Genomic DNA, 23,621 nt, shown 5'->3' with positions numbered 1-23,621 from the left:
AGCGAATAGTCCCGAGCACCCGTTACCAACCTCGCTATCCTTATGCCGTCATTGCGAGCGCAGCGAAGCAATCCAGACTTTTCCGCGGCAACAGCCTGGATTGCTTCGTCGCTGTCGCTCCTCGCAATGACTGCGTCGAGCGACCTTCTTTTCCATTCGCCATTCGCTACTCGCCACTCGCCACTCGCGGCGGTCGCGGATCGATCGGGGTCGTGCCGCGCACGCCGAGAATATCTTCCAGCAACCGCGCGCCCGCCAGCAGCTTTGCTTCGCCGCGCGGCGGCGCCACCATCTGCAAGCCGACCGGAAGGCCGGAGGCCGTGAAGCCGCACGGCAACGACAGGGCCGGGCAGCAGGTGAGCGTGATCGCATAGACGATGCCGAGCCACTGCACGTAGTTTTCGAACTTCTTGCCGGCGCATTCGGCGACGTAGCGGTTCTCGACCGGAAACGGCGCGACGATGGTCGTCGGCGCGAGCAGCAGGTCATAGGTCTTGAAGAACTCAACCGTGCGCGCGGTCATGGCGACCCGCTGCGCTTCGGCGCGGGCGATCTGGTCGACGGTCAGCTTGAGGCCTGCCTCTATATTCCAGATCACCTCGGGCTTCAAGAGATCGCGCTTGGTGCGGAGCAGCTCCGCCTTGCTCATCGCGAAATCGAGGGCGCGCAGAACATGGAAGCATTCGTGCGCCTCGCGCAAGTCCGGATGGGCCTCCTCCACGATCGCACCGGCTTCCGCCAAACGCAACGCCGCCCTGCGGGTCACGGCGACGACCTCGGGATCGACAGGCGTAATCCCGAGATCGGGCGAGTAGGCGATGCGCTTCGGGCTCCTGCCGAGGCGCGCCGCCGAGAGGAAGGAAGTCGGCGGGCAGGGGAGCGACAGCGGATCGGCGGCATGTTCGCCGCTCATTGCATCGAGCAGCAGCGCGAGATCTTCCACGTTGCGCGCCATCGGGCCCTGGACGCCGAGATTGCGGTCGATCGCAACGTCCGGGCTATGCGCCACTCGGCCGAAGCTCGGCCGCAAGCCCACGATGCCGCAGAAGCTCGCCGGATTGCGCAGCGAGCCGCCCATGTCCGAGCCATGTGCGAGCCAGGCCATGCCGGTCGCAAGCGCCACCGCCGCACCGCCGGAGGAGCCGGCGGCCGAGCGCGAGGTGTCCCACGGATTGAGCGTGGCACCGAACACTTCGTTGAACGTGTTGGCGCCGGCTCCGAATTCAGGCGTGTTCGATTTCGCGTAGACGACGGCGCCATTGCGTTCGAGATGCTCGACCATGAGGTCGGAGCGCTCGGCGATCACGTCCTTGAAGATCGGCGAGCCTTGGGTGGTCCTGACCCCGGCAACATCCGTCAGGTCCTTGATCGGCACCGGCAGGCCGGCCAGCAGGCCGCGCTCGCCGACCGGCTTCTCCATCAGGGCCCTGGCGTTGCTGCGCGCGCGATCGAAGCAGAGAATGGGCAGGGCATTGACCTTGCCATCGACCTCGCCGATGCGCTTTTCCAGCACATCGAGGAGATCCAGCGGCGTGACCTCGCCGGATTTGAGCTTGTCGACGACGGCGCAAGCCGTTTGTCGGATGATTTCCTGACCAGACAAGTATGTACTCCTGATTATCTTCGTTGTCATTCCGGGGCGATGCGAAGCATCGAACCCGGAATCTCGAGATTCCGGGTTCGCCCTTCGGGCGCCCCGGAATGACGGCGTGTTGGTATGCTCGCAACGACGATTTTCAACCCCATCCTGCGCTGATACCGCCATCCACCGTGAAGATGACACCCGACGTATAGCCCGAGCGGTCGGAGGCGAGGAAGGCCATGAGATCGCCGATCTCGCGCGCATGCGCCGGACGCCCGAGTGGCAGAGCTTTCTGGAATTCCTTATAACGGTTCTCGTCGCCGAACTGGTGCTTTGCCCGCGTTTTCAGCAGCGTGACGTGACGATCGGTGCCGACCGGGCCCGGATTGATGCCGACCACCCGGATGTTGTCGGCGAGACTCTTGCTGCCGAGCGCGCGCGTGAACGCCATCAGCGCGGAGTTGCCGGCGCTGCCGCAGATGTAGTTGGCGTCGAACTTTTCCCCGGCCGCTCCGATGTCGTTGACGATGACGCCGCCACCGCGCGCCTTCATCTGCGCATAGACGGCGCGGGTGAGATTGACATAGCCAAATACCTTGAGATCCCAGGCGTGGCGCCAGGTTGCCTCGTCGATCCTGTCGATCGACCCGCCGGGGATGTCACCGGCATTGTTGACGAGAATGTCGATGTCGGCGGCCTCTTTGGCGAGTCTTGCCATGTCCTCGCTCTTGCGCAGGTCGACCACATGGGAGGTCGCATCGATCTGATGCGCCGAGCGCAGACGTTCGGTGAGGCTCTCGAGCAGATCGCCGCTGCGGGCGGCGAGGAGCAGATGACAGCCTTCTTCGGCAAAGGCTTCGGCGGCGGCCGCGCCGATGCCCTTCGAGGCGCCGGTGATCAGGACGCGCTTGCCGGCGAGATGCAGGTCCATGGGATTACTCGCTTCTGTCGGAAAGACAAGGACGGGTCAGGCCAGTTAGGCGGCGGGCACACTGCGGTCAAGGATGCAGTGCAGCGTTGCAACCTCGCCCGCTTTGGTCCATTGCAGGGCATCCAACCAGCACCACTGCCGGCCGCTCCTGGCGGCACAAGGAAACTCGCAATGAGCAACGGAAAGAAGCAATACCGGATCGCGGTCATCCCCGGGGACGGCATCGGCAAGGAAGTGATGCCCGAAGGCCTGCGCGTGCTGGAGGCGGCGGCCAAGAAGCACGGCGTCGCCGTGCATTTCGATCATTTCGACTTCGCCTCGTGGGACTACTACGAGAAGCACGGTCAGATGATGCCGGACGACTGGAAGGACAAAATAGGCAAGCACGATGCGATCTATTTCGGCGCGGTCGGCTGGCCGGCGAAAATCCCCGATCATATTTCCCTGTGGGGATCACTGATCAAGTTCCGCCGCGAGTTCGACCAGTACGTCAACCTGCGCCCGGTGCGGCTGATGCCGGGGGTGCCGTCGCCACTGGCCAATCGCAAGCCGGGCGACATCGATTTCTGGGTGGTGCGCGAGAACACCGAGGGCGAATATTCCTCCATCGGCGGACGGATGTTCCCGGACACCGAGCGCGAATTCGTCGTCCAGGAGACGGTGATGACGCGGACCGGCGTCGACCGCATCCTCAAATTCGCCTTCGAGCTCGCCCGCTCGCGGCCGAAGAAGCACCTGACGTCGGCGACCAAGTCCAACGGCATTTCGATCACCATGCCCTATTGGGACGAACGCGTGGAGGCGATGGCGAAGAGCTATTCCGACGTGAAGTGGGACAAGTATCACATCGACATTCTCACGGCGAACTTCGTGCTGCATCCGGACTGGTTCGACGTCGTGGTCGGCTCCAACCTGTTCGGGGACATCCTGTCCGATCTTGGTCCGGCCTGCACCGGCACGATCGGCATCGCGCCGTCGGGCAACATCAACCCTGAGCGGAATTTCCCCTCGGTGTTCGAGCCGGTGCACGGCTCGGCGCCCGACATTGCGGGGCAGGGGATCGCCAATCCGATCGGCATGATCTGGTCGGGCGCGATGATGCTCGAGCATCTCGGCGAGAAGGAAACGGGCCAATCGATCGTCGAGGCGATCGAGCGTACCCTTGCCGAACGCACCCTGCGCACCCGCGATCTCGGCGGCAACGCCGATACCGCCGCCTGCGGCAAAGCGGTCGCGGAGATGGTGGATTAGGTCCTCAACTCGTAAATCCGTCTTTGCAGCTTGAGTGATAACGGGTGCCAGCTCCACCCGCGACCGCGGACATTGGATGCGCACACTGGCATGTCCGAGAAGGGGCCAGGAGCCGACATCGCGGCCGGCCGCCGAGCGCGCGGGTGCGGAGGACGAAACATAGGTTTACCGTCTATCGGATTTGAAGGTGCTCGGATTTTGCTCAGGAGAGGACAGCTAAACACCTATCAGCGAATCACTTGCCATCCCAAGCCGCCAGCGCTTTGAGGTACGTATCCGTTTGGTCGACGCTGAACTCGGTCCACATGATCAGGTGGTCCGACATTTGGTATGTGCGCCATTCCTTGAATGTCTTGGCGGTCGGCGCGGCCTTGCCGCCTTTGAATTGCTTCGGATCGTTAAAGACGTAATCTAAGAAATTGAAGATCCCTGCATTCGTATTCTTCACCCCCACCTTCTGTTTGAAAAGCGCGATCTGATCATAGAACTTGTCCTGGGGTACGTTGCTTCCGGTGGGCAGCTTTTGCAGCTCGACCGGCACCTCGAACTTGTTCTTCGTGAGCGCCTCATACGTCTTGTCGGTGCGGGAGAAGATGTTGAAGTCGCCAAGCAGCACAAGGTGTTCGGGCGAGTAATCAACTGGCGCCTTGGTGTTGATGTAATCCTTCGCCTTGGCGGCAAGCAGCCGAGCGAGCGTGTTGATCTCATCGATGCGCCGGGGATCCTCTGCTTTGCTCGTACCGTAGTAAATATGAATTGTGCAGAGATTGAACTTGGCCCAGCCGACCTGAAAGCCACAGACGAACGGCGTGCGGGCGATCTGGCTCATTGTCTCCGTCGCGCTCTTGCTAGGCAGGACCAGTTCACCGGCAAGGCCGGTAAAGCTGACCTTGGCCGTATTGTAGACGAACGCAAGCCGTTCAAAATTGCCGCCGTCGGCATAGCTGACGTCCGTGAAGATGACGTCCCATTGCCGGCCGAGCAGGCGCATGACTTCCTTGAGCGCCTTAAGATCGGCTCGGACTTCCTGAACCGCAATTAGATCGAAGCGGTTCATGCATTCCGCGATGTAATACATGGCGTCGGTCGTGCGCCCGCCGTACTTGGTGCCTCCGAACTCGCGAATGTTCCAGGTCGCCAGCAGCAGCGAGCCGTCGCTTTTGGCGGGCACCTTACGTTTGAGTCCGGCGCGCAATTTCCCCAGTCCGGCTACGATGCGGTGCCGCTGTTTTGCATCCTTGATCCACCGCAGACCTGTATAGTTCACGGCGCTCTCCCTGTTGGGAAACGTTCTTCCGGTCGCGAGAACTCGGTAATACAACCATTGATTTTGGTGATTTGAAAGGGACGGCCGGGGAAACCCACAACAAGCTTGTGCGGGAGGCTGATCAGGGAAGGGTGTAGTCCGTCACACCGCAGCGCAACGTCAGAACCGGATTTCAGCGTCTCGCTGTCGCACGTCCGGTCTACCTCGAAAAGCGCAGATCAAGCGCTGAGTGCACGCTCTGCTTCAGCTGTTACGCTCTCCCCGTGCGCACGGTGCGAGAGGGTCACTTTACCTGGCCGTGAGGGAAGCGATTAGCGGCGCCCAGGTTCCATTGGCCATGGCGCCAGGAGAGGCTGCCGTTTCCGGCTGGCAAGCTTTCAATAGTTCGCCGCGCGTTCCCACTGGCAGAACGACGCGGCCTCGGCGTAATGGAAGGCAACGCCAATCCGCCGATCCTTGCGCCATACGCTGCGACAAAAATGACGCGCGCCGTCCAGCATCACCAATGTGAAATGATCAGGGATGCCGATCGCGCTCGGCAAATGCAGTGCTGCGCCGGTATCCGAGAGGTTCCGGACCATGCAGCTGAAGGCGCCTCCCGGAAATTCAATGATTCCGGCCTTCAATACCCGCGTTCGCTCAGCAACCCGCTTTTCCATGAGCGCAACTACTAGCCCCGAAATCTAAGCAATAGATAAAGCGCATTTTCGAAACTGGGGCCGCATTCCGGAAGGCGCGTAAACGATCTGTTTGCCATCACCCGGTCGGGAAGAGGGTACCCAGCCCCAAGGTTGGCAACAGCGTTCCCCTGCTGGTCACACCCACCTGCGGCAGAACAGATGTCTCGTGACAACCCATACGGCCAAGTACGCTGGAAGCGCGACGCCGCTTGGCGCGTGCCGGTTCAATGAAGCTCTTTCAGATCCTCGAGTATCGCGTTGCAGGCTTTCTCGGCGCTCGCGAAAGTCTCGAACGGCGAGCCGGTGATCTTGATCGCAAGACTGCCCAGACGGAGCGGACGCCATGACGCCAAATAGCCGGGTTGACCGTGAAATCCGGGACCGGTTGTGCTCGCATAGCTGATCACGAACGAAAAGCCGTGACTGCTTGCGCTCCATACGTCGAGTTCCTCCACGGCGCGGTGAAATTCCAGAGGCGCCATCGCTTGTCGCCTTTCGGTGCCAACTCCGACGGAATTGGAAGGATGGATGTGCAGTCCGCCATTACAGGATGGCCGGACGAATAGTGACCGGAAAGCATGGGTGCTGCCGAGGCAACGCCCCAGCCCCGCGGAACTGGGGACGTTCCCTGCGGCATGCCTTCATGGGTTCTTGGCTTCGGTCATCCTGATTTTGACGCTTTCGCAGGTCTTGCGAACGTCCTCGGTAAACATCGCACAATCCTCAATGCGCTTGAAAATCTTCTTGGCTTCCTCCCGGTAGGAGGCCGCCGTATCGCGCATGAAACCAATTGCAGTGTGCACTTCGGCGGTCATCGCCTCGCACTTCTTCGCCGCCTCGATCAACTCGGCTCCCATCGCTTCGATTTCCTTGGCGGCGGCTTCAAAGTCGCGCACTACGGCCTCCGCACTGAGCGCGCCGACACGCGGAACGCCGTCCTGATGCTCGACGTAGTCGGGCATCGGCTCCGACTGTACCGATGGTGCCCGCATCGTCGGCAACGGAACAGTGGTCGCGACGTCTTGTTCAAGCCTATCCAGATCTACCGGCCCCGTGCGACGGAGCTTTCCGACGATGCTAGTCATTGGGTCAAATCCTTCTAACGCGGAATGGAACGACCCCCCAGCAATGGAAATGCTACCTAATTAGTACGACCAATCAATCTCACTATGTTTTTGACAAGCTTTCGCAATTGGGACTACAGTATTTTGTTTACCTTCAGGTTCCCGTTGATGACGAACCTGCACCGGCCGATCGAGGGAGCGATGGGCTAGTTCCTCGCGATCCTGCGGCAATGTTCCCACGCAGCCTGGATCAGGTTTTCGCTCGCTTCCGGCGTGCGGAAGGCCGAATGCGCTGAAAGGGTGACGTTCGGCAATCTGGTCAGCGGATGGTCGACGGGCAGGGGTTCCGTCATGAAGACGTCGAGCCCGGCATGGCGAATGTGGCCGGACTTAAGCGCATCGATCATCGCGGATTCATCGACCAGCGCGGCGCGCGCGGTGTTGATGAGGATGGAACCGGGCTTCATCGCGGCGATGCGGTGGCGCGACAGGAACCCGCGCGTCTCGTCATTCAAGAGCAGATGCAGCGACACCACATGGCTCGAGGCGAGCAGCGCGTCGAGCTCGTGGAACTCGACTCCCGAATATTGTCTCGGTGACCGGTTCCACGCAATCACGCGCATGCCGCTGCCGAGCGCGATGCGGGCGACTTCCGCGGCGATGCCGCCGAAGCCGATGAGCCCGAGCGTCTTTCCGGTGAGCTGCATGCCGTCCTCGCGCAGCCAGTTGCCGGCGCGCATTTCGCGGTCCATCTGCGCGATCACGCGGGCTGAAGCCCACATCAACGCGATCGCGGCTTCCGCCACCGCGGTGTCGCCATAGCCCTTGATCAGGTGCACGGCGATGCCGAGCTCGGCGAGTTCCTCCGGATTCATGTAGCTGCGCGCGCCGGTGCCCAGGAACACCACGTGCTTGAGGCCGGTGCATTGGCGGGCGATGTCGGTCGGCAGCGCGGTGTGGTCGACGATCGCGATTTCGGCGCCGTCCAGGATGGCGGGCCAATCCGCCGGCGTGATGTCGGGATCGCGGTTGATCCGCACCTTGGGATCGCCTTTTCGTTCCAGCCGCTCGAAGATCACCGCGAGCGATTCGTTGGCGTCGACGAAAACTCCGCGCACGGCGACCTCCAATCGGTTCAGGACGCGACGCCGGCGAGTGCCAGCACGGTATGCAGCAGGACGTTGGTGCCCGCGGCGCAGTCCGCCTGCGTGGCATCTTCCAGCTCGTTGTGGCTGATGCCGTCCTTGCAGGGCACGAAGACCATCGCCGCCGGGATGACGGTGTTGAGGTTGCAGGCGTCATGGCCGGCGCCGGAAGTGATGCGGCGGTGCGAATAGCCGAGGCTCTCGGCCGCGTTCTCGACCGCGGCGATCAGCCTGGGATCGAAATGCGTCGGCGGCTTGCGCCAGACGAGGTCGAGCTTGACCTCGACCTTGCGGCGGGCCGCGATCTCGGCCACCGCGGCGCGGAGGTCGCGATCCAGCGCGTCCATGATGGCGCCGTCGGCGCTGCGGGTGTCGATGGTGAAGGCGACTTCGCCGGGAATGACGTTGCGCGAGGGCTTCGCGATCACCGCTTCGCCGACGGTGCCGACCGCGTTGGGCGCGCGTTTCGAGGCGATGCTCTCCATCGCCAGCACGATCTCCGACAGCGTCGCCAGTGCATCGCGGCGCAGGCCCATCGGCGTCGAGCCGGCATGGCTTTCAAAGCCGGTGATCTTGCCGTCGTACCACAACACGCCCTGACCGGAGTCGACGACGCCGATGGTCTTGTCCTCGGCCTCCAGGATCGGGCCCTGCTCGATGTGCAGTTCGACAAAGCAGCCGAGCTTCTGGAAGCCGACCGGCTTGTCGCCACGATAACCGATGCCATCCAGCGCCTGTTTGACCGTGACGCCCTCGGCGTCCCTGCGCGAGAGGATGTCGTCGGTGGTGAAGTCGCCGACATAGGCGGCCGAGGCCATCATCGCCGGCGCGAAGCGCGACCCCTCTTCGTTGGTCCAGTTGACGATGCACAGCGGAGCTTCGGTCTCGATGCCCGCGTTGTTGAGCGTGCGCATCACCTCCAGCGCGCCGAGCGTGCCGAGGATGCCGTCGAACTTGCCGCCGGTCGGCTGGGTGTCGAGATGGGAGCCGAAGCCCACCGCGGGCCTTCCCATGTCGCGCCCCCTGCGCAGGCCGAAGATCGAGCCGAGCGCGTCGACATGCACCTCGAGGCCCGCTTCTTCGCACGCCTTGCGGAACCAGTCGCGCACCTCTTTATCTTCCTGGCTCAGCGTCAGGCGTCGCACGCCGCCCTTGGGCGTAGCGCCGAATTTCGCGGTCTCGTGGATGGTGCCCCAGAGGCGGGCTGAATCGATCTGCAGGTTGGATGCGGGGCGGCTCATGCGGTTATTCCATCTTCTTCCGTCATTCCGGGATGGTGCGTAAGCACCAGGCCCGTAATCTCGAGATTCCGGGTTCGATGCTGACGCATCGCCCCGGAATGACGGGGGTCAATTGTCTGGCAGCGCGTTCAATGGCGCGGCGACGGCGCCCCGTCAACCGGGATGCTTTCCTGCGCGATATGCCGCGCGAGCTCGGCCACGCACTCGACCGCGACCATGTCGGGGGAGGCGAGCCAGCTTGCGGTGAACGTCAGCGGTGCCAGCTTCAGGTCGGTGTCGAGAAGCTGCAGGCGCCCGTCGGCGAGCTCGTTCTCCACGATCACCGAGGGGATCACCGCAACTCCCAGGCCCTCGATCGCCATGTGGATGACGGTCGCCAGCGAGGCGCTGGCATGGAGCCGGATCGGCGGCAGGTCCGGCCGGTCGAACAAGGCGCGCACCGCGTCATAAGGCTTGGTCTTGCGCGGGAAGGTGATGATCGGAAATCGCGCCAGATCCTGGCGGGTGAGGCGGCCCTCGCCGAGGCCGAGCGCGGGACTGGCGAGAAAGCTGATGGCATAATCGCGCAGCACGCGGTTGTGCACGCCCGAGGCCGACAGCGGCCCGACCACGAAGGCGAGCTCGATTTCCTGCGCGAGCAGGCGCGAGGTCAGGTTCGGCGTGATGTCGACCTCGATCTCGAGCGACAGGTTGGGATAGACCTCGTTGACGCTCTTGACGAGCCGCGGCAGCCAGGTGTGCACGATGGTTTCGGCGACGCCCAGGCGCAGCACGCCGCGCATCGCGGAGCGATCGCCGATCTCGGCCATCATCGCCGCGCGCAGACCCATCAGCTTCTCCGCATAGACCATCATCTGCCGGCCGCTCGGCGTCGGCGACGCAACGCGGTGATCGCGGTTGAGCAGCTTGACCCCGAGCTCGCGCTCGAGCTGGGCGATGCGCTGGGAGATGGCGGGCTGGGTGGTATTGAGACGATGGGCGGCGCCGCGGAAGCTGCCCAGCTTCACCACCCAGAGGAAGGTTTCGATTGACCTGAAGTCCAACATTGAAAAGCGATTTCCGCCTGATAAGTCAGAATTATCGATCGCCATTAGAAAGGACGATTAGACTTTATAGCACGCTTGAGCTTGGATGTAGTTGTTGAGTTAATGGGCAGGTCGATCAAATGACTGTTTTGGTGGCAGCGCAGCACGACCAAACCGACAGGGCCCTCCCGAGCCTTCAGGCGCGCCTCGCGTGCCGGGCCGGCATGGCGACGACCACGGCCGGCGTCGCCAGCGGTTACGTTCAGGGAAATCTCGCCATCCTGCCGGAGAAATTCGCCGGCGCCTTTCACCGCTTCTGCCAGCTCAACCCGAAACCGTGCCCGATCATCGGCATGTCCGACGTCGGCAATCCCCATATCCCGGCGCTGGGCGCCGATCTCGACATCCGCACCGACGTGCCGCGCTACCGCGTCTGGGTCGACGGCGAGGTGGTGGAAGAGCCGACCGACGTTATCAAGCATTGGCGCGACGATCTCGTCGCCTTCGTGCTCGGCTGCTCCTTCTCCTTCGAGGAAGCCTTGCTGGAGGAGGGATTGCCGATCCGTCACATTGAGCGCAAGGTGCGCGTGCCGATGTACCGAACGAACATTGCGTGCAGTCCGTCGGGCCCGTTCGCAGGGCCCATGGTGGTTTCGATGCGGCCGTTCACGCCGAAGGATGCGATCCGCGCGGTGCAGATCACCTCGCGCTTTCCGGCCGTGCATGGCGCGCCGGTTCATCTCGCATTGCCGCACCTGATCGGCATCGAGGACATCGCCAGGCCCGATTACGGCGATCCGGTGCCGATCGAAGCCGACGAAATCCCGGTGTTCTGGGCCTGCGGCGTCACACCGCAGGCGGTGATCGCAGCCGCGAAGATACCGTTCGCGATCACCCACGCGCCCGGCTTGATGCTGGTGACCGACCTGAAGAACAAGCAACTGGCCGTGCTCTGATGCGCAGCGCCTGCCATTTCTTCGGGCTTACCGCGGGCACCGACCGTTTCATCGATAGGTTCAATCAGCAGAGGACTTGGCAATGACTATCTCTCGCCGCGAAGTATTGTTGGGAGCCACCGCGACCGCCGCCTTGCTGCCGATCGCAGCTCGCGCGCAAACCAGCGAGGTCGTGATCGGCGTCATCTATCCGCTTTCCGGCGCCAGCGCCCAGATCGGCGTCGACGCGCAGAAGGCGTTCGAGACCGCGGCCGAGATCATCAACAAGAAACACGATTTCGACCTGCCGCTGGCGCGGGGCGAGGGCCTGCCGGGGCTCGGCGGCGCCAAGGTCCGCCTCGTGTTTGCCGATCACCAGGCCGATCCGCAGAAGGGCCGCGCCGAAGCCGAGCGCCTGATCACGCAGGAGAAGGTCTGCGCCATCGTCGGCACCTACCAGAGCGCGGTCGCCGTCACCGTCAGCCAGATCTGCGAGCGCTATCAGATCCCGTTCCTGTCCGCCGACAACTCCTCGCCGAGCCTGCATCGTCGAGGGCTCAAGTTCTATTTCCGCGCCTCGCCCCATGACGAGATGTTCTCCAAGGCGATGTTCGACTTCTTCGACGACATGAAGAAGAAGGGCACCAAGATCGAGACGCTGTCGCTGTTCCACGAGGACACCATCTTCGGCACCGATTCCGGCAATGCGCAGTCCAAGCTCGCTGCCGAGCGCGGCTACAAGATCCTTACCGATATCAAGTATCGCGCCAACTCGCCGTCGCTGTCCGCCGAGGTGCAGCAGCTCAAGGCCGCCAATGCCAACGTCTTGATGCCCTCGAGCTACACCACCGACGGCATCCTCCTGGTCAAGACCATGGCCGAGCTCGGCTACAAGCCGAACGCGATCGTCGCCCAGGACGCCGGCTTCTCGGAGAAGGCGCTCTACGACGCCGTGGGCGACAAGTTAGAGGGCGTGATCTCGCGCGGCAGCTTCTCGCTCGACCTTGCCGCCAAGCGGCCCATGGTCGGCAAGATCAACGACATGTACAAGGCAAAGTCGGGCAAGGACCTCAACGACTATTCCTCGCGCCAGTTCATGGGCCTGATCGTGATGGCGGACGCCATCAACCGCGCCAAGTCGACAGACGGCGACAAGATCCGGCAGGCGCTGGTCGCGACCGACATGCCGGGCGAGGTCACCATCATGCCGTGGAAGCGCGTCAAGTTCGACGAGATGGGCCAGAACAACGACGCCGATCCGGTGCTGCTGCAATATGTCGGCGGCAAGTTCGTCACCATCTACCCGCCGCAGGCGGCCGTCGCTCAGGCGATCTGGCCGATGAAGTAAGCGGCAGAGACGAGGCGAGGGCGGCCAGCGATGGCCGCTTCGTCATTGCGAGGAGCGAAGCGACGAAGCAATCCAGACTTTTTTCTACGGACGCATCTCTGGATTGCTTCGCTTCGCTCGCAATGACGGCTCAAGAGGGGAGCTAGGGTGTTGACCGCAGAGACCATCATCCAGAGTCTGGCGAGCGGCCTTTTGATGGGGCTGCTCTACGGACTGATTGCCGTCGGGCTGGCGCTGATCTTCGGCCTGATGGACGTCGTGAACTTCGCCCACGGCGAATTCCTGATGATTTCTATGTACGCGACCTTCTTCCTGTTCGCGTTCTTCGCCATCGACCCCCTGCTGTCGGCGCCGCTGGTCGCCGCCGCCCTGTTCGTGTTCGGGGCGGTGGTGTACCTGTTGATCGTGCGCTTTGCGGTCCGCGCCAAGGCCAACGCCGGGATGGTGCAGATCTTCTCGACCTTCGGCCTTGCCATCGTGATGCGGGGACTGGCGCAGTTCTTCTTCACGCCTGATTACCGCAGTGTCACCAACTCCTGGCTCGGCGGCAAGACCGTCTCGGTCGGCGGCATCTTCCTGCCCGAGCCGCAGCTCGTCGGCGCGCTGGTCTCGATCGCGGCCTTTGTCGCGCTGTACTTCTTCATCAACCGCACCGATTTCGGCCGCGCGCTGGAGGCGACGCGCGAGGACGCCGGCGCCGTGGCCCTCGTCGGGATCGACAAGAACCGGGTGTTCGCGGTCGGCTGGGGGCTTGGCGCGGCGCTGGTGGGCCTTTCCGGCGCCATCATGGCCATTTTCTTCTACGTCTATCCAGACGTCGGAGCCTCCTTCGCGTTGATCGCCTACGTCACCGTGGCGCTCGGCGGCTTCGGCAGCGTATTCGGCGCCTTTGCCGGCGGCATCATCGTCGGCCTTGTCGAAGCGGTAACCGCGCTGGTGCTGCCGCCGTCGCTGAAATCGGTAGGCATCTACGCGGTCTATCTCCTGGTCGTCTTCATCCGGCCTCGCGGCCTGTTCGGGTCGATGTGATGGACACGCAGTTTGCACAGCGGCGGCGCCGCGAACTGATCACCGCAGCCTGCCTTGCCGTCCTCGCGGCGCTGGTTCCGCTGTTCGTCAAGGACGTCTACGTCCAGAACATGATGGTTCTGACCCTGATGTATGCGGCTTTGTCGCAGAGCTGGAACATCCTGTCCGGCTATTGCGGCCAGATCTCGCTGGGACACGCCCTCTACTTCGGGCTCGGCGCCTATACCACCGCCCTGCTGTTCATGAAGTTCGGCGTGCTGCCCTGGTTCGGCATGCTGGCGGGCGGGGTGATCTCGGCGCTGATCGCCATGGCGCTCGGCTATCCCTGCTTCCGCCTGCGCGGCCACTACTTCGTGATCGCCACCATCGTGATCGCCGAGATCGGGCTGCTGTTGTTCCACAACTGGGACTGGGCTGGAGCTGCGCTCGGCATCGACATTCCCGTGCGCGGGGACAGCTGGCTGAAATTCCAGTTCACCCGCTCCAAGCTGCCTTACTTCTACTTCGCCCTGGTGCTCGCCTGCATCGCCTGGTTCGTCACCTGGTGGCTGGAAGATTCGAAATGGGGCTATTGGTGGCGCGCGGTGAAGGACAACCCCGAGGCCGCCGAGAGCCTTGGCGTCGTCGTGTTCAACTCCAAGATGGGCGCGGCGGCCGTCTCCGCCTTCCTGGTCGCGGTTGGCGGCAGCTTCTACGCCCAGTTCGTCTCCTACATCGATCCCGAAAGCGTCATGGGCTTCCAGTTCTCGCTGCTGATGGCGCTGCCGGCGGTGCTGGGAGGCATCGGCACGCTGTGGGGCCCGATCCTCGGCGCGGTCATCCTGATCCCGCTCACTGAATTGACGCGGTCCTACATCGGCGGCTCCGGCCGCGGCGTCGACCTCATCGTCTACGGCTCGCTGATCGTCCTGATCTCGCTGGCGCGGCCGCAAGGGCTGGTCAGCCTGTTCTCGCGCCGCAAGAGGGCCGCGAAATGACCGCCTTGCTGGAAACCCGCAGTGTTTGGCAGCGTTTCGGCGGCCTCGTCGCCAACAGCGACGTTTCGATCTCGGTCGAGCGGGGTGAGATCGTCGGGCTGATCGGCCCCAATGGCGCCGGCAAGTCGACGCTGTTCAACCTGATCGCCGGCGTGGCGCGGCCGACGCAGGGATCGATCTGGTTCGACGGCGAGGACGTCACGGGATTGCCGGCGGCGGAGCGCTGCCGCCGCGGCATCGGCCGCACCTTCCAGGTGGTCAAGAGCTTTGAGACCATGTCGGTGATCGACAACGTCATCGTCGGCGCGCTGGTGCGGACCACGGTGATGCGCGAGGCGCGCCGCAAGGCGCATGAGGTGCTGGAGTTTACGGGTCTGGCCGGGCGCGCCGATGTGCTCGCGGGCGAACTCGTGCCCGCGGAGAAGCGCCGCCTCGAAGTGGCGCGCGCGCTCGCCACCGAGCCGAAGCTGCTGCTGCTCGACGAGGTGCTCACGGGCCTCACGCCGAGCGAGGCGCAGAAGGGCGTCGAGCTGGTGCGCAAGGTGCGCCAGACCGGCGTCACCGTGCTCATGGTCGAGCACGTGATGGAGATCGTCATGCCGCTGGTCGACCGCGCCATCGTGCTCGATCTCGGCAAGGTTCTGGCCGAGGGCAAGCCGTCCGACGTCGTTCGCGATCCGAAAGTGATCACCGCCTATCTGGGAGATCGTCATGCTGTCGGTACGTGAAATCACGACCGCCTACCAGGGCCTGGTCGCGATCTCTTCCGTCAGCATTGAGGTCGCCAAGGGCGAGATCGTCTGCGTGGCCGGTGCCAACGGCGCCGGCAAGTCGACCCTGCTGAAGTCGATCGCAGGCGCCGAGCGCCCGCGCTCGGGAAACGTAACCTTCGACGGCAGGCGGCTCGACGGCATGGCGCAGCACCTGATCACGGCCTGCGGCATCGCCTACGTGCCGGAGAACCGCCGCCTGTTTCCGCGCCTTTCGGTGCGCGACAATTTGCGGCTCGGCAGCTATCTGTTCCGGGGCGAGGCCAACCGCGACGAGGCGCTGGACCTCGTGTTCAAGCTGTTTCCGCGCCTCTCCGAGCGCCTGGAGCAGCGCGCCGAGACCCTCTCCGGCGGCGAGCAGCAGATGCTGGCGATCGGAAGGGCATTGATGACGCGTCCGCGCCTTTTGATGCTGGACGAGCCGTCGCAGGGCATCATGCCCAAGCTGGTCGACGAGATCTTCCAGGCCGTCAAACGCATCCGCGACGCCGGCATGACGGTGCTCATCGTCGAGCAGCGCATGGCCGAATGCCTGGAGATCGCCGACCGCGCCTATATCCTCCAGACCGGCCGCGTGCTGATGCAGGGCACGGCGGAAGAGATCAAGGTCAATCCCGACGTGCGGAAGGCGTATCTGGGGCTGTAGTCACGCCGGCACCGCGAACAGCGCAACCCGCGTCATTGCGAGGAGCGTAGGCGACTAAGCGATCCAAAATCTTTCCGGAGGATGCATTTCTGGATAGCTTCGCTTCGCTCGCAATGATGATGATGAAGTAGACGCGCCCCACACTCTCGATCGTCATTCCGGGATGCGCCGGAGGCGCAGGCCCGGAATCCATCGGGCCGCATCTCGCGCTGATGAATGGATTCCGGGCTCGGGCTTTGCGTGCCCCGGAATAACAGGCGATGGCGCGTCAATCGGGCCCGGCGGGCAAATCAACCTCAAAACCTGTCAATACGCTCAAGCAAAAATATTTCGCTTTTCCGGAATTCGGATTTGGCGTATAGGTTGCCCGTCCGGCCCGGTACGAGGGGCGTATCGCGATCGTCACGAAACGCGGGTTGGGATGCGGTGGACGCGGCAGCGTCGGCGCGCATGGTGGTCGCAGGGCGAGTTTTCTCGTGAGCGATCGACCAGCGCGCAGGACGAACGACGCAACGCGTACGGCAAAACCGTGTGGTCCTGGCTGCCGTTGCTGCAGCCAAGCTCCGCGGAGGCGCTTCCAGCCCAACCGGGCGTGAGGCGCCGCCAATCTGCGGCGCGACGGTGACAAAAAGGAATTCGTCGCCGGGGAGAGCGCGGCATAAGCCGTAAAGCCACTGCGCAGGGAAGGCCGGGTGTCGTCGGCTGTACCTGTATGCTCGTGTGCGGCTTCTTTGCGCAATTTGCACACGAGACCGCGGGTGCAGCGGGCACCCGGTCTTCCCTGCGCCCTCGACGATCCGAAGAGGGCGAGGAAGTACAGCAAACCTCGGGCAGAACATGCCGCGAGAATGTGAACGCTTGTCTATGATCCGACAATCGCGTCGATGCCACCGAAAACTCCATCACCTCACCCTGTGAGGCGCCTGAGCGAAGCGGAGGCCTCGAAGGGCGACGGGCACCGGTGGGGCCGTTCATCCTTCGAGGCTCGCCCAGCGCTGCGATCGCAGCGCAGGGCTCGCACCTCAGGATGACGGGTCGCAATTGACGCTGTTGAAGCAGACGCGCGCCACATACTTCGGTCGTCATACCCGGGCTTGTCCCGGGCATCCACGTCGGTCTTCACTAGCGGTGGCCCATGGATGACCGGGACAAGCCCGGCCATGACGAGAGGCTAATGTTCGTCCCCACGCTCGGGCAGCGTCAGTCGGAACACCTTGACCAGGTCCGCGACCTGCGCCCGCGACAGATGGCGCGGGTTCAATCCGCGCAGCAGCAAGTACAACTTGGCCGTCTCCTCCAGCTCCTCGGTCGCAAACACGGCGGCTTCCAGCGTGTCGCCGGCGACCACCGGTCCGTGATTGGCGAGCAGGACGGAAGAATACTTGCCGGCGAGGCCCCGGATCGCATCCGCCACGGCCGGATCGCCCGGGCGATAGTAGGGCACGAGCGCGGTGTACCCGCACTTCATCAAATAGTAGGCGGTCAGCGGCGGCAATGCGGCGCGCGGGTCGATCTCCGGCAGCATCGACAGCGCCACCGAATGGGTCGAGTGCAGGTGCACGATGGCGCGCGCGGAGCCGCGGGTCTGGTAGAGCGCAGAATGGAGCGGCACTTCCTTGGTCGGGGCCTCGCCGGAAACCAGACGTCCCTCCGCGTCAAGTCGCGACAGCTTCGCCGGATCGAGAAAGCCGAGCGAGGCATTGGTCGGCGTCACGAGAAAAGTGCCATCATCGAGTTTCACACTGATGTTGCCGGAAGAGCCCGGCGTCAGACCTCGCTCGAACAGCGAGCGTCCGAAGCGGCAGATGTCCTCGCGAAGTGTGCTTTCGGTGCTCATGACCGCATGCCCGTCCTGCTTTGCTTGTCTCATGCTTTGGCAGCGCGGCCAAGCCGTGATATCGAACGGCAAGGCCGTTGGCCAAAGAGCGGCCGCCCGGAAACGTTCCCAAAGGATCCTCCCATGTCCGCTTCCGCCCCGCAAAACCAGCGTATCGCCGTCATCGGGCTCGGCTCGATGGGGTTCGGAATGGCTACATCGCTTCTGCGCGCCGGCTTTCAGGTGACCGGGTGTGATGTCTCGGCGAACGCGGTCGAGCGTTTCGTCAAAGAGGGCGGTGCGGGAGCGAAAAGCCCGGCCGAGGCCGCCAAGGGAGCCGACATCATCGTCAGCGTGGTGGTCAACGCCGCGCAGACCGAAACCGTCCTGTTTGGTGCCGTCGGTGCCGCGACAACGATGCCCAAGGACAGCGTTTTCGTTTCTTCCGCCACCATGGACCCGGACGTAGCGCGGCGTCTTGCCAAGCAGCTCGAGGCAACCGGTCGGCATTATCTCGACGCGCCGATCTCCGGGGGCGCGCAGCGGGCGGCGCAGGGCGAATTGACCATCCTTGCGTCCGGCAGTCACGCCGCCTTTGCCAAGGCACGTCCGGCGCTCGATGCCATGGCAGCAAAACTCTACGAGCTCGGCGATCAGGCGGGGCAGGGTGCCGCATTCAAGATGATCAACCAGTTGCTCGCGGGCGTCCACATCGCTGCGGCTTCGGAGGCCATGGCCTTTGCCGCCAGGCAGGGCCTCGATCTCCGCAAGGTCTATGAGGTGATCACGGCCTCCGCCGGGAATTCCTGGATGTTCGAGAACCGCATGCCGCACGTCCTCGACGGCGATTACACGCCGCGCAGCGCGGTGGAAATTTTCGTCAAGGATCTCGGCATCATCCAGGACATGGCGCGCAGCGCCAAGTTTCCGGTACCGGTCGCCGCCGCCGCCCTGCAGATGTTCCTGATGACGGCCGGTGCCGGCATGGGCCGCGATGACGATGCCTCGGTGGCGCGCATGTATGCCCGCGTCACCGGCACGAACCTTCCCGGCGAGGCGAAGTAAGGCGCAATGGTCCGGGTTGAATCAGTTTGCAGGTGGCCTCGGTCTACCTCGCCCCGCTTGCGGGGACGGAGCACAATGGCGTTCGAATCTAATCTGATCATGCGTTGAAAAGGACGTGCGATGCCTCGTTTTGCCGCCAACCTCACCATGATGTTCACCGAGGTTCCCTTCCTCGATCGCTTCGAAGCCGCTGCAACGGCCGGCTTCACCGCCGTCGAGTTCCTGTTTCCCTACGACCATCCGGTCGAACAAATAGGAGAGCGGCTCAGGCGCAACGGATTGACGCAGGCGCTGTTCAACCTGCCGCCGGGCGACTGGAACGCCGGCGAGAAGGGCTTTGCCGCGCTGCCGGACCGCTTCGCCGATCTCGAGAAAAGTTTTCGGACGGCGTTGCCTTATGTGCAGGCGACCGGGGTCAAGCGCGTGCATCTCATGGCGGGTATGGCGAGCCGCTCCGATCCGAAAGTGGTGGCGGCCTATCGCAAGTCGGTGGCGGCGGCAGCCGAGTTCTTCGCGCCACACGGCCTCGACGTCGTCATCGAGCCGATCAATTCGCGCAATATCCCCGGCTATTTCCTCAACGATTTCGGCTTTGCGCACGATCTGATCCGCGAGCTCGACTTGCCGAACCTGAAGCTGCAGTTCGACATCTATCACTGCCAGATCATTCATGGCGACGTCACCATGCGGCTGCGCGAGATGATGCCGATCATCGGCCACATCCAGATCGCGAGCATTCCCTCGCGCAACGAGCCCGATGGCGAGGAGCTGAACTATCCCTTCATCTTCGCCGAGCTCGACCGGCTCGGCTATTCGGGCTTCGCCGGCTGCGAATACAATCCGCGCGGCAAGACCACTGAGGGTCTTGGCTGGTTCAGGCCTTACGCGGGGGTGAAGCCGTGACGCCGGCGCTGGGCTGCATTGCTGACGACTATACCGGCGCTTCCGATCTCGCCAACACACTGACGCGCGCCGGCCTGCGAACCGTGCAGACCATCGGTGTGCCGGCTGACGATCTGGCGCTGCCCGAGGTCGATGCTGTCGTGGTCTCGCTCAAGAGCCGCTCGATCGAGGCCGGCCTTGCGGTGACGCGTTCGCGCGAGGCCGACAAATGGCTGCGTGGGCGCGGGGCGGCCCATGTGCTGTTCAAGATCTGCTCGACCTTCGATTCCACCGACACCGGCAATATCGGCCCGGTGATGGATGCGTTGCGCGAGGATTGCGGCGAGACGATCGTGCTGGTCACGCCGGCTTTTCCCGAGACCGGGCGCACCGTCTATCAGGGCAACCTGTTCGTTAGCTCGGTGCCGCTCAACGAAAGTCCGCTGAAGGATCATCCGCTCAACCCGATGCACGATTCCAACCTCGTGCGGGTGCTGTCGCGCCAGAGCACGACGAAGGTCGGCCTGGTTGACCTCGCCACCGTGTCGAAAGGAGCGGACGCGGTTCGCGTGCGCCTTGCCGATCTCGCGGGAGGCGGCTTCGGCGCCGCGATCGTCGATGCGGTGTTCGACCGCGATCTCGAGACGATCGGCGTGGTGGCGGCCGGGCATCGGCTTTCGGTCGGCGCTTCCGGCATGGGCCTTGGATTGGCCCGCGCGCTGGTTGCCTCCGGCAAGTTCGCGCCGAACGCCTCCACCGCGGACGTCGGTACGCCCGTAGGCGGGCCGGCCGCGTGCCTGGCCGGAAGCTGTTCGCAGGCCACCTTGCAGCAGATCAGGAATTCCGAACGCGCCATGCCGGTACTGCACCTTCATCCGGAGCGCGTGGTGATGGGCAAGGATGAAGCGCAGCGTGCGCTGGCCTGGGCGCGGCAGCACCTTGCGAATGGTCCGATCCTGATCGCCAGCAGTTCGCGGCCGGATGAGGTCGCAGCCTTGCAGGCGCGCCACGGTCGGGAGGCGGCGGGCCATGCGATCGAGCAGACGATGGCCGATATTGCCGAAGCCCTCGTGCACTTCGGTGTGCGGCGTCTGGTCGTGGCTGGCGGAGAGACCTCCGGTGCCGTCGTCGATCGCCTGAAGATTCCAGGGTTCCTGGTCGGCCCTGAAATCGCTGCCGGTGTGCCGGTCCTGCGCGCGGTGGGCGCCGCAGACGACATGCTGCTCGCGCTCAAGTCAGGCAATTTCGGCGGACCTGAATTTTTCTCAGATGCACTCGCACTCATGCGGTGAGCTTGCATTAGCAAGTGAATCGCACCTGCGTCGCCGATTAAGTACGGATCAACCAAGATCTGGTTGGATTGCGAAACGAATCAGTTCGCTGGTTGAAATCGCTCTCTGACATGCATCAAGCATCAAACACAACGAGGGATTAGCGTGTCCTCCAAATTCTCAATCCGGGCCAAGATCATTTCCGTCGTTGGCCTGCTGCTCTTAATCGTCGCGGGCATCGGCTTGCTGGCGTTCTGGAACATGCGCGCGTTGGAAGCGCGCACCATGGACATCGCCAATGGCTGGCTGCCCAGCGTGAGCGTGCTCGGTGCGATGCGTGCCGAGATCAACTCGTTCCGGTCGGCGGTCCGCGCCCATGTTGGCGCGGAGACGGCGGAGGACAAGGAAGCCTACGACAAGCGCATCGCCGGCTCCATGGTCAAGATCAACAAGATGCGCGAGGAGTACCAGCGACTGATCTCCTCGCCGGAAGAGCGCCGCCTCTATGAGGACTGGTTGCGGGTATGGGAGCCGTACCTCAAGGGAATCGACGAAGTGCTGACGCTTTCGCGCAAGAGCGGCGGCACCTTCGCGCATCAAGCGAACGAACTCCTGTCGAGGCGGGTCAGCAAGGAGGCGGCCGTAGCCGAACAATTGCTTGCCAAGGATATCGAGTTCAACAATGAGAGCGCCGGGAAGGCTGCAAAGGATGCAGCCGACCAATATGGCCTTGCCGTCTCGCTGATGGCGGCGATTCTTGCCGCGGCAGTCCTGATCGGCATCGGTGCCAGCATCTATATGGTCCGTGACGTCTCCCGTGGCATCGCCTCGATCATCGCGCCGATGCAGGCGCTGGGTCGCGGCAACCTGACGGTCGAAGTCGCTCATCGCGGCGAGAAGACCGAAATCGGTTCGATGGCCGATGCCGTGCAGTTGTTCAAGGAGGCGCTCATCGCCCAGAAGGCCGAGCACGAAGCCGCAGCGCGCGAGGCCGAAGCCAAGATCGAGCGCGGGCGTCGCGTCGACAACATCACCCGCGAGTTCGAATCGATGATCGGCGAAGTCGTCCAGACCGTGACTTCGGCTTCCTCCCAGCTGGAAGCCTCGGCGGGATCGTTGACGGCCAGCGCGGACCGCTCGGGGAAGTTGGCGAACGCCGTTGCGTCCGCCGCGGAAGAGGCTTCCACCAACGTGCAGTCGGTAGCGTCAGCTACCGAGGAACTGTCGTCTTCCGTCGGCGAGATCAGCCGGCAGGTGGAGCAGTCGGCGCGGATGGCCGCCGATGCCGTCGGTCAGGCGCACTCCACCTCAGAACGCGTCAGCGAGCTTTCCAAATCTGCGACGCGTATCGGCGATGTCGTCGAACTCATCAACACCATTGCCGGTCAAACCAATCTGCTGGCGCTCAATGCAACGATCGAAGCGGCGCGTGCGGGCGAAGCGGGGCGCGGTTTCGCGGTCGTCGCCTCTGAGGTCAAGGCGCTTGCCGAACAAACCGCGAAGGCAACCGGAGAGATCAGCCAGCAGATCAGCGGAATCCAGGCGGCGACCCAGGATTCGGTCGGCGCGATCAAGGAGATCAGCAGCACCATCGAGCGGCTGTCGGAGATCTCGTCCACGATCGCCGCCGCGGTGGAAGAGCAGGGCGCTGCGACCCAGGAGATCGCCCGAAACGTGCAGCGGGCCGCGCAGGGCACGGGGCAGGTGTCATCGAACATCAGCGACGTGCAGCGCGGCGCCGCCGAAACCGGAACGGCTTCTGCGCAGGTGCTGTCGGCCGCGAAGGTACTGTCGAGTGACAGCGGCCGACTCAAGCTCGAGGTTGCAAAATTCTTGAGCTCGGTCCGGGCTGCGTGAAGTCAGATGGTGTGTGCCCGGCCATGCCGCCTGGCTAAGCTACCTGCCACTCCAGCACGCCATCGCTGGCAACCGTGATGTCGCCCAGCGATCCCACCGGCGTGCGGTCCATGTTCAAAACGTGCGACAGCGTTGCCTCGTCCGACGCGGGCACGCGCGCCAACGCGCGGGTATCTTGCGCCGTGCGCAACATGACAACGCCGTGCTCGACTTCGCCATTGCGACCGTAGATCACGGTGAAGCTCTCAACCTTGCCCTTGCCCGCGGCCTCCGTCACGAATTCGGGCACGGTGCGCTTGTTGGCGTCGGCCACGGCCTGGACGCTGCTGTCCTGTGCAAGCAGCTGACGCGGCGGCGTCTTCGACACCACCAGCGCGTGGTGCTTGGTGACGAACCCGCCCTGGCCATACAGCAGGCCGAGACTGGCGCCGCTCCGCAGCTTGCGCACCATCGCGCAGGTCGCATGCGTCATATAGGTGTTGAGCGGGGCGCCAAAGAACGTGAGCCCGCCGGTCACGGTCGGTTGCACGTCGGGACCGAGGCCGAGCGTGCGCCGCGCCATCTTGGGCACGCAGGGAAAGCAGCTGTAGAGCTCGATCGCGTCGAATTTCCTGCCGTCGCCGCCGACCAGATCCATCACCGCGTTCATCACCGCGTTCTGCGGATGGCTCTCGTAGAACTGATCGCGCAGGAGGTAATCGCGCGGCTCCTCCGCCGAGGCGCCGCCCAGCGGATAGATCAGGCGGTCCTCGGCGATGCCGGCGGCGCGCGCCTTGGCGAGACTGGTGAGCAGAACCGCGCCACCCATGTTGACGGTGGGGTTGGCGACCATCAGCTTG

Annotated in this window: 21 protein-coding genes and 1 pseudogene; 11 read left to right on the top strand and 11 right to left on the bottom strand. The window is 63.7% G+C overall.

The genetic code is table 11. The features are described from left to right. Window positions 1–166: 166 nt before the first annotated feature. Window positions 167–1,603 carry an amidase gene (locus HY852_RS18090; RefSeq protein ID WP_291606153.1) on the bottom strand — a complete coding sequence of 479 codons (1,437 nt, stop codon included), beginning with the start codon at window positions 1,601–1,603 and terminating at the stop codon, window positions 167–169. A gap of 133 nt (window positions 1,604–1,736) precedes the next feature. Next, entirely contained in the window at window positions 1,737–2,513 is a 777-nt protein-coding gene (locus tag HY852_RS18085; RefSeq protein WP_291606152.1) for an SDR family oxidoreductase, read from the bottom strand. A gap of 171 nt (window positions 2,514–2,684) precedes the next feature. On the opposite strand from HY852_RS18085, the gene HY852_RS18080 reads away from it, so the two are divergent. Further along, window positions 2,685–3,764, top strand: a complete 1,080-nt coding sequence (locus HY852_RS18080) for a tartrate dehydrogenase (RefSeq protein ID WP_291606151.1) — start codon at window positions 2,685–2,687, stop codon at window positions 3,762–3,764. 235 nt (window positions 3,765–3,999) lie between these two features. Here HY852_RS18080 and HY852_RS18075 read toward each other — a convergent pair whose 3' ends face one another. From HY852_RS18075 to HY852_RS18045, 7 genes are all read right to left on the bottom strand, one after another. Then, window positions 4,000–4,959 (bottom strand): endonuclease/exonuclease/phosphatase family protein, encoded by a 960-nt coding sequence (locus tag HY852_RS18075; RefSeq protein WP_291606150.1) that lies wholly within the window; start codon window positions 4,957–4,959, stop codon window positions 4,000–4,002. A gap of 449 nt (window positions 4,960–5,408) precedes the next feature. Further along, entirely contained in the window at window positions 5,409–5,690 is a 282-nt protein-coding gene (locus tag HY852_RS18070) for a PilZ domain-containing protein (protein ID WP_291606149.1), read from the bottom strand. Between the two features lie 245 nt (window positions 5,691–5,935). Further along, window positions 5,936–6,193, bottom strand: a complete 258-nt coding sequence (locus HY852_RS18065) for a hypothetical protein (RefSeq protein ID WP_291606148.1) — start codon at window positions 6,191–6,193, stop codon at window positions 5,936–5,938. Window positions 6,194–6,352: 159 nt separating this feature from the next. Continuing rightward, window positions 6,353–6,796: a hypothetical protein gene (locus tag HY852_RS18060; RefSeq protein ID WP_291606147.1), complete on the bottom strand. Its 444-nt coding sequence runs from the start codon at window positions 6,794–6,796 to the stop codon at window positions 6,353–6,355. Window positions 6,797–6,981: 185 nt separating this feature from the next. Then, window positions 6,982–7,893 carry an NAD(P)-dependent oxidoreductase gene (locus tag HY852_RS18055; RefSeq protein ID WP_291606146.1) on the bottom strand — a complete coding sequence of 304 codons (912 nt, stop codon included), beginning with the start codon at window positions 7,891–7,893 and terminating at the stop codon, window positions 6,982–6,984. 17 nt (window positions 7,894–7,910) lie between these two features. Beyond that, window positions 7,911–9,161: a Zn-dependent hydrolase gene (locus tag HY852_RS18050; protein ID WP_291606145.1), complete on the bottom strand. Its 1,251-nt coding sequence runs from the start codon at window positions 9,159–9,161 to the stop codon at window positions 7,911–7,913. A gap of 128 nt (window positions 9,162–9,289) precedes the next feature. Beyond that, the gene (locus HY852_RS18045) at window positions 9,290–10,207 is read right to left on the bottom strand and encodes a LysR family transcriptional regulator (protein ID WP_291606144.1); all 918 of its coding nucleotides are present in this window, start codon (window positions 10,205–10,207) and stop codon (window positions 9,290–9,292) included. A gap of 119 nt (window positions 10,208–10,326) precedes the next feature. Between HY852_RS18045 and HY852_RS18040 the strand changes: the two genes are divergently transcribed. From HY852_RS18040 to HY852_RS18015, 6 genes are all read left to right on the top strand, one after another. Further along, window positions 10,327–11,142 (top strand): putative hydro-lyase, encoded by an 816-nt coding sequence (locus HY852_RS18040; RefSeq protein WP_291606143.1) that lies wholly within the window; start codon window positions 10,327–10,329, stop codon window positions 11,140–11,142. A gap of 82 nt (window positions 11,143–11,224) precedes the next feature. Beyond that, window positions 11,225–12,469 carry an ABC transporter substrate-binding protein gene (locus HY852_RS18035; RefSeq protein WP_291606142.1) on the top strand — a complete coding sequence of 415 codons (1,245 nt, stop codon included), beginning with the start codon at window positions 11,225–11,227 and terminating at the stop codon, window positions 12,467–12,469. A 150-nt stretch (window positions 12,470–12,619) separates the two neighbouring features. Next, complete coding sequence (locus tag HY852_RS18030; protein ID WP_291606141.1) at window positions 12,620–13,498, top strand: branched-chain amino acid ABC transporter permease; 879 nt, start codon at window positions 12,620–12,622, stop codon at window positions 13,496–13,498. Beyond that, window positions 13,498–14,475 carry a branched-chain amino acid ABC transporter permease gene (locus tag HY852_RS18025; protein WP_291606140.1) on the top strand — a complete coding sequence of 326 codons (978 nt, stop codon included), beginning with the start codon at window positions 13,498–13,500 and terminating at the stop codon, window positions 14,473–14,475. The genes HY852_RS18030 and HY852_RS18025 overlap by 1 nt, the downstream gene beginning before the upstream one ends. Then, window positions 14,472–15,203, top strand: a complete 732-nt coding sequence (locus tag HY852_RS18020; RefSeq protein WP_291606139.1) for an ABC transporter ATP-binding protein — start codon at window positions 14,472–14,474, stop codon at window positions 15,201–15,203. The genes HY852_RS18025 and HY852_RS18020 overlap by 4 nt, the downstream gene beginning before the upstream one ends. Next, window positions 15,187–15,891 carry an ABC transporter ATP-binding protein gene (locus tag HY852_RS18015; protein ID WP_291606138.1) on the top strand — a complete coding sequence of 235 codons (705 nt, stop codon included), beginning with the start codon at window positions 15,187–15,189 and terminating at the stop codon, window positions 15,889–15,891. The genes HY852_RS18020 and HY852_RS18015 overlap by 17 nt, the downstream gene beginning before the upstream one ends. Before the next feature lie 1,171 nt (window positions 15,892–17,062). On the opposite strand, the gene HY852_RS18010 is transcribed toward HY852_RS18015, so the two are convergent. Further along, window positions 17,063–17,728 carry an aldolase gene (locus tag HY852_RS18010; RefSeq protein ID WP_291606137.1) on the bottom strand — a complete coding sequence of 222 codons (666 nt, stop codon included), beginning with the start codon at window positions 17,726–17,728 and terminating at the stop codon, window positions 17,063–17,065. A gap of 6 nt (window positions 17,729–17,734) precedes the next feature. On the opposite strand from HY852_RS18010, the gene ltnD reads away from it, so the two are divergent. From ltnD to HY852_RS17990, 4 genes are all read left to right on the top strand, one after another. Continuing rightward, window positions 17,735–18,772 (top strand): L-threonate dehydrogenase, encoded by a 1,038-nt coding sequence (ltnD, locus tag HY852_RS18005; RefSeq protein ID WP_291606136.1) that lies wholly within the window; start codon window positions 17,735–17,737, stop codon window positions 18,770–18,772. A 120-nt stretch (window positions 18,773–18,892) separates the two neighbouring features. Next, window positions 18,893–19,675 carry a 2-oxo-tetronate isomerase gene (gene otnI, locus HY852_RS18000; protein WP_291606135.1) on the top strand — a complete coding sequence of 261 codons (783 nt, stop codon included), beginning with the start codon at window positions 18,893–18,895 and terminating at the stop codon, window positions 19,673–19,675. Beyond that, entirely contained in the window at window positions 19,672–20,946 is a 1,275-nt protein-coding gene (gene otnK, locus HY852_RS17995) for a 3-oxo-tetronate kinase (protein ID WP_291606134.1), read from the top strand. The genes otnI and otnK overlap by 4 nt, the downstream gene beginning before the upstream one ends. 144 nt (window positions 20,947–21,090) lie before the next feature. After that, window positions 21,091–22,782, top strand: coding sequence for a methyl-accepting chemotaxis protein (locus HY852_RS17990; protein WP_291606133.1), 1,692 nt, complete (start codon window positions 21,091–21,093; stop codon window positions 22,780–22,782). 34 nt (window positions 22,783–22,816) lie between these two features. Here the strand turns inward: HY852_RS17990 and HY852_RS17985 are convergent. Then, window positions 22,817–23,621: pseudogene (locus tag HY852_RS17985) on the bottom strand (acetyl-CoA acetyltransferase); the annotation flags it as partial.

It is taken from the genome of Bradyrhizobium sp. (genome assembly GCF_016213215.1).
Classification (GTDB): Bacteria; Pseudomonadota; Alphaproteobacteria; order Rhizobiales; family Xanthobacteraceae; genus Bradyrhizobium.
Note: the sequence above shows the minus strand (reverse complement) of the source record. Positions and strands in the feature narration are given on the sequence as shown.

What these genes read in the sequence shown, in the direction of transcription:
- HY852_RS18025 (WP_291606140.1), top strand. Translation starts at nt 13,498, where the DNA reads ATGGACACGCAGTTTGCACAGCGGCGGCGCCGCGAACTGATCACCGCA.
- HY852_RS18045 (WP_291606144.1), bottom strand. Translation starts at nt 10,207, where the DNA reads ATGTTGGACTTCAGGTCAATCGAAACCTTCCTCTGGGTGGTGAAGCTG.
- HY852_RS18065 (WP_291606148.1), bottom strand. Translation starts at nt 6,193, where the DNA reads ATGGCGCCTCTGGAATTTCACCGCGCCGTGGAGGAACTCGACGTATGG.
- HY852_RS18040 (WP_291606143.1), top strand. Translation starts at nt 10,327, where the DNA reads ATGACTGTTTTGGTGGCAGCGCAGCACGACCAAACCGACAGGGCCCTC.
- HY852_RS18015 (WP_291606138.1), top strand. Translation starts at nt 15,187, where the DNA reads ATGCTGTCGGTACGTGAAATCACGACCGCCTACCAGGGCCTGGTCGCG.
- ltnD (WP_291606136.1), top strand. Translation starts at nt 17,735, where the DNA reads ATGCCCGTCCTGCTTTGCTTGTCTCATGCTTTGGCAGCGCGGCCAAGC.
- HY852_RS18050 (WP_291606145.1), bottom strand. Translation starts at nt 9,161, where the DNA reads ATGAGCCGCCCCGCATCCAACCTGCAGATCGATTCAGCCCGCCTCTGG.
- HY852_RS18010 (WP_291606137.1), bottom strand. Translation starts at nt 17,728, where the DNA reads ATGAGCACCGAAAGCACACTTCGCGAGGACATCTGCCGCTTCGGACGC.
- HY852_RS18060 (WP_291606147.1), bottom strand. Translation starts at nt 6,796, where the DNA reads ATGACTAGCATCGTCGGAAAGCTCCGTCGCACGGGGCCGGTAGATCTG.
- HY852_RS18070 (WP_291606149.1), bottom strand. Translation starts at nt 5,690, where the DNA reads ATGGAAAAGCGGGTTGCTGAGCGAACGCGGGTATTGAAGGCCGGAATC.
- HY852_RS18035 (WP_291606142.1), top strand. Translation starts at nt 11,225, where the DNA reads ATGACTATCTCTCGCCGCGAAGTATTGTTGGGAGCCACCGCGACCGCC.
- otnI (WP_291606135.1), top strand. Translation starts at nt 18,893, where the DNA reads ATGCCTCGTTTTGCCGCCAACCTCACCATGATGTTCACCGAGGTTCCC.
- HY852_RS18020 (WP_291606139.1), top strand. Translation starts at nt 14,472, where the DNA reads ATGACCGCCTTGCTGGAAACCCGCAGTGTTTGGCAGCGTTTCGGCGGC.
- HY852_RS18080 (WP_291606151.1), top strand. Translation starts at nt 2,685, where the DNA reads ATGAGCAACGGAAAGAAGCAATACCGGATCGCGGTCATCCCCGGGGAC.
- HY852_RS18085 (WP_291606152.1), bottom strand. Translation starts at nt 2,513, where the DNA reads ATGGACCTGCATCTCGCCGGCAAGCGCGTCCTGATCACCGGCGCCTCG.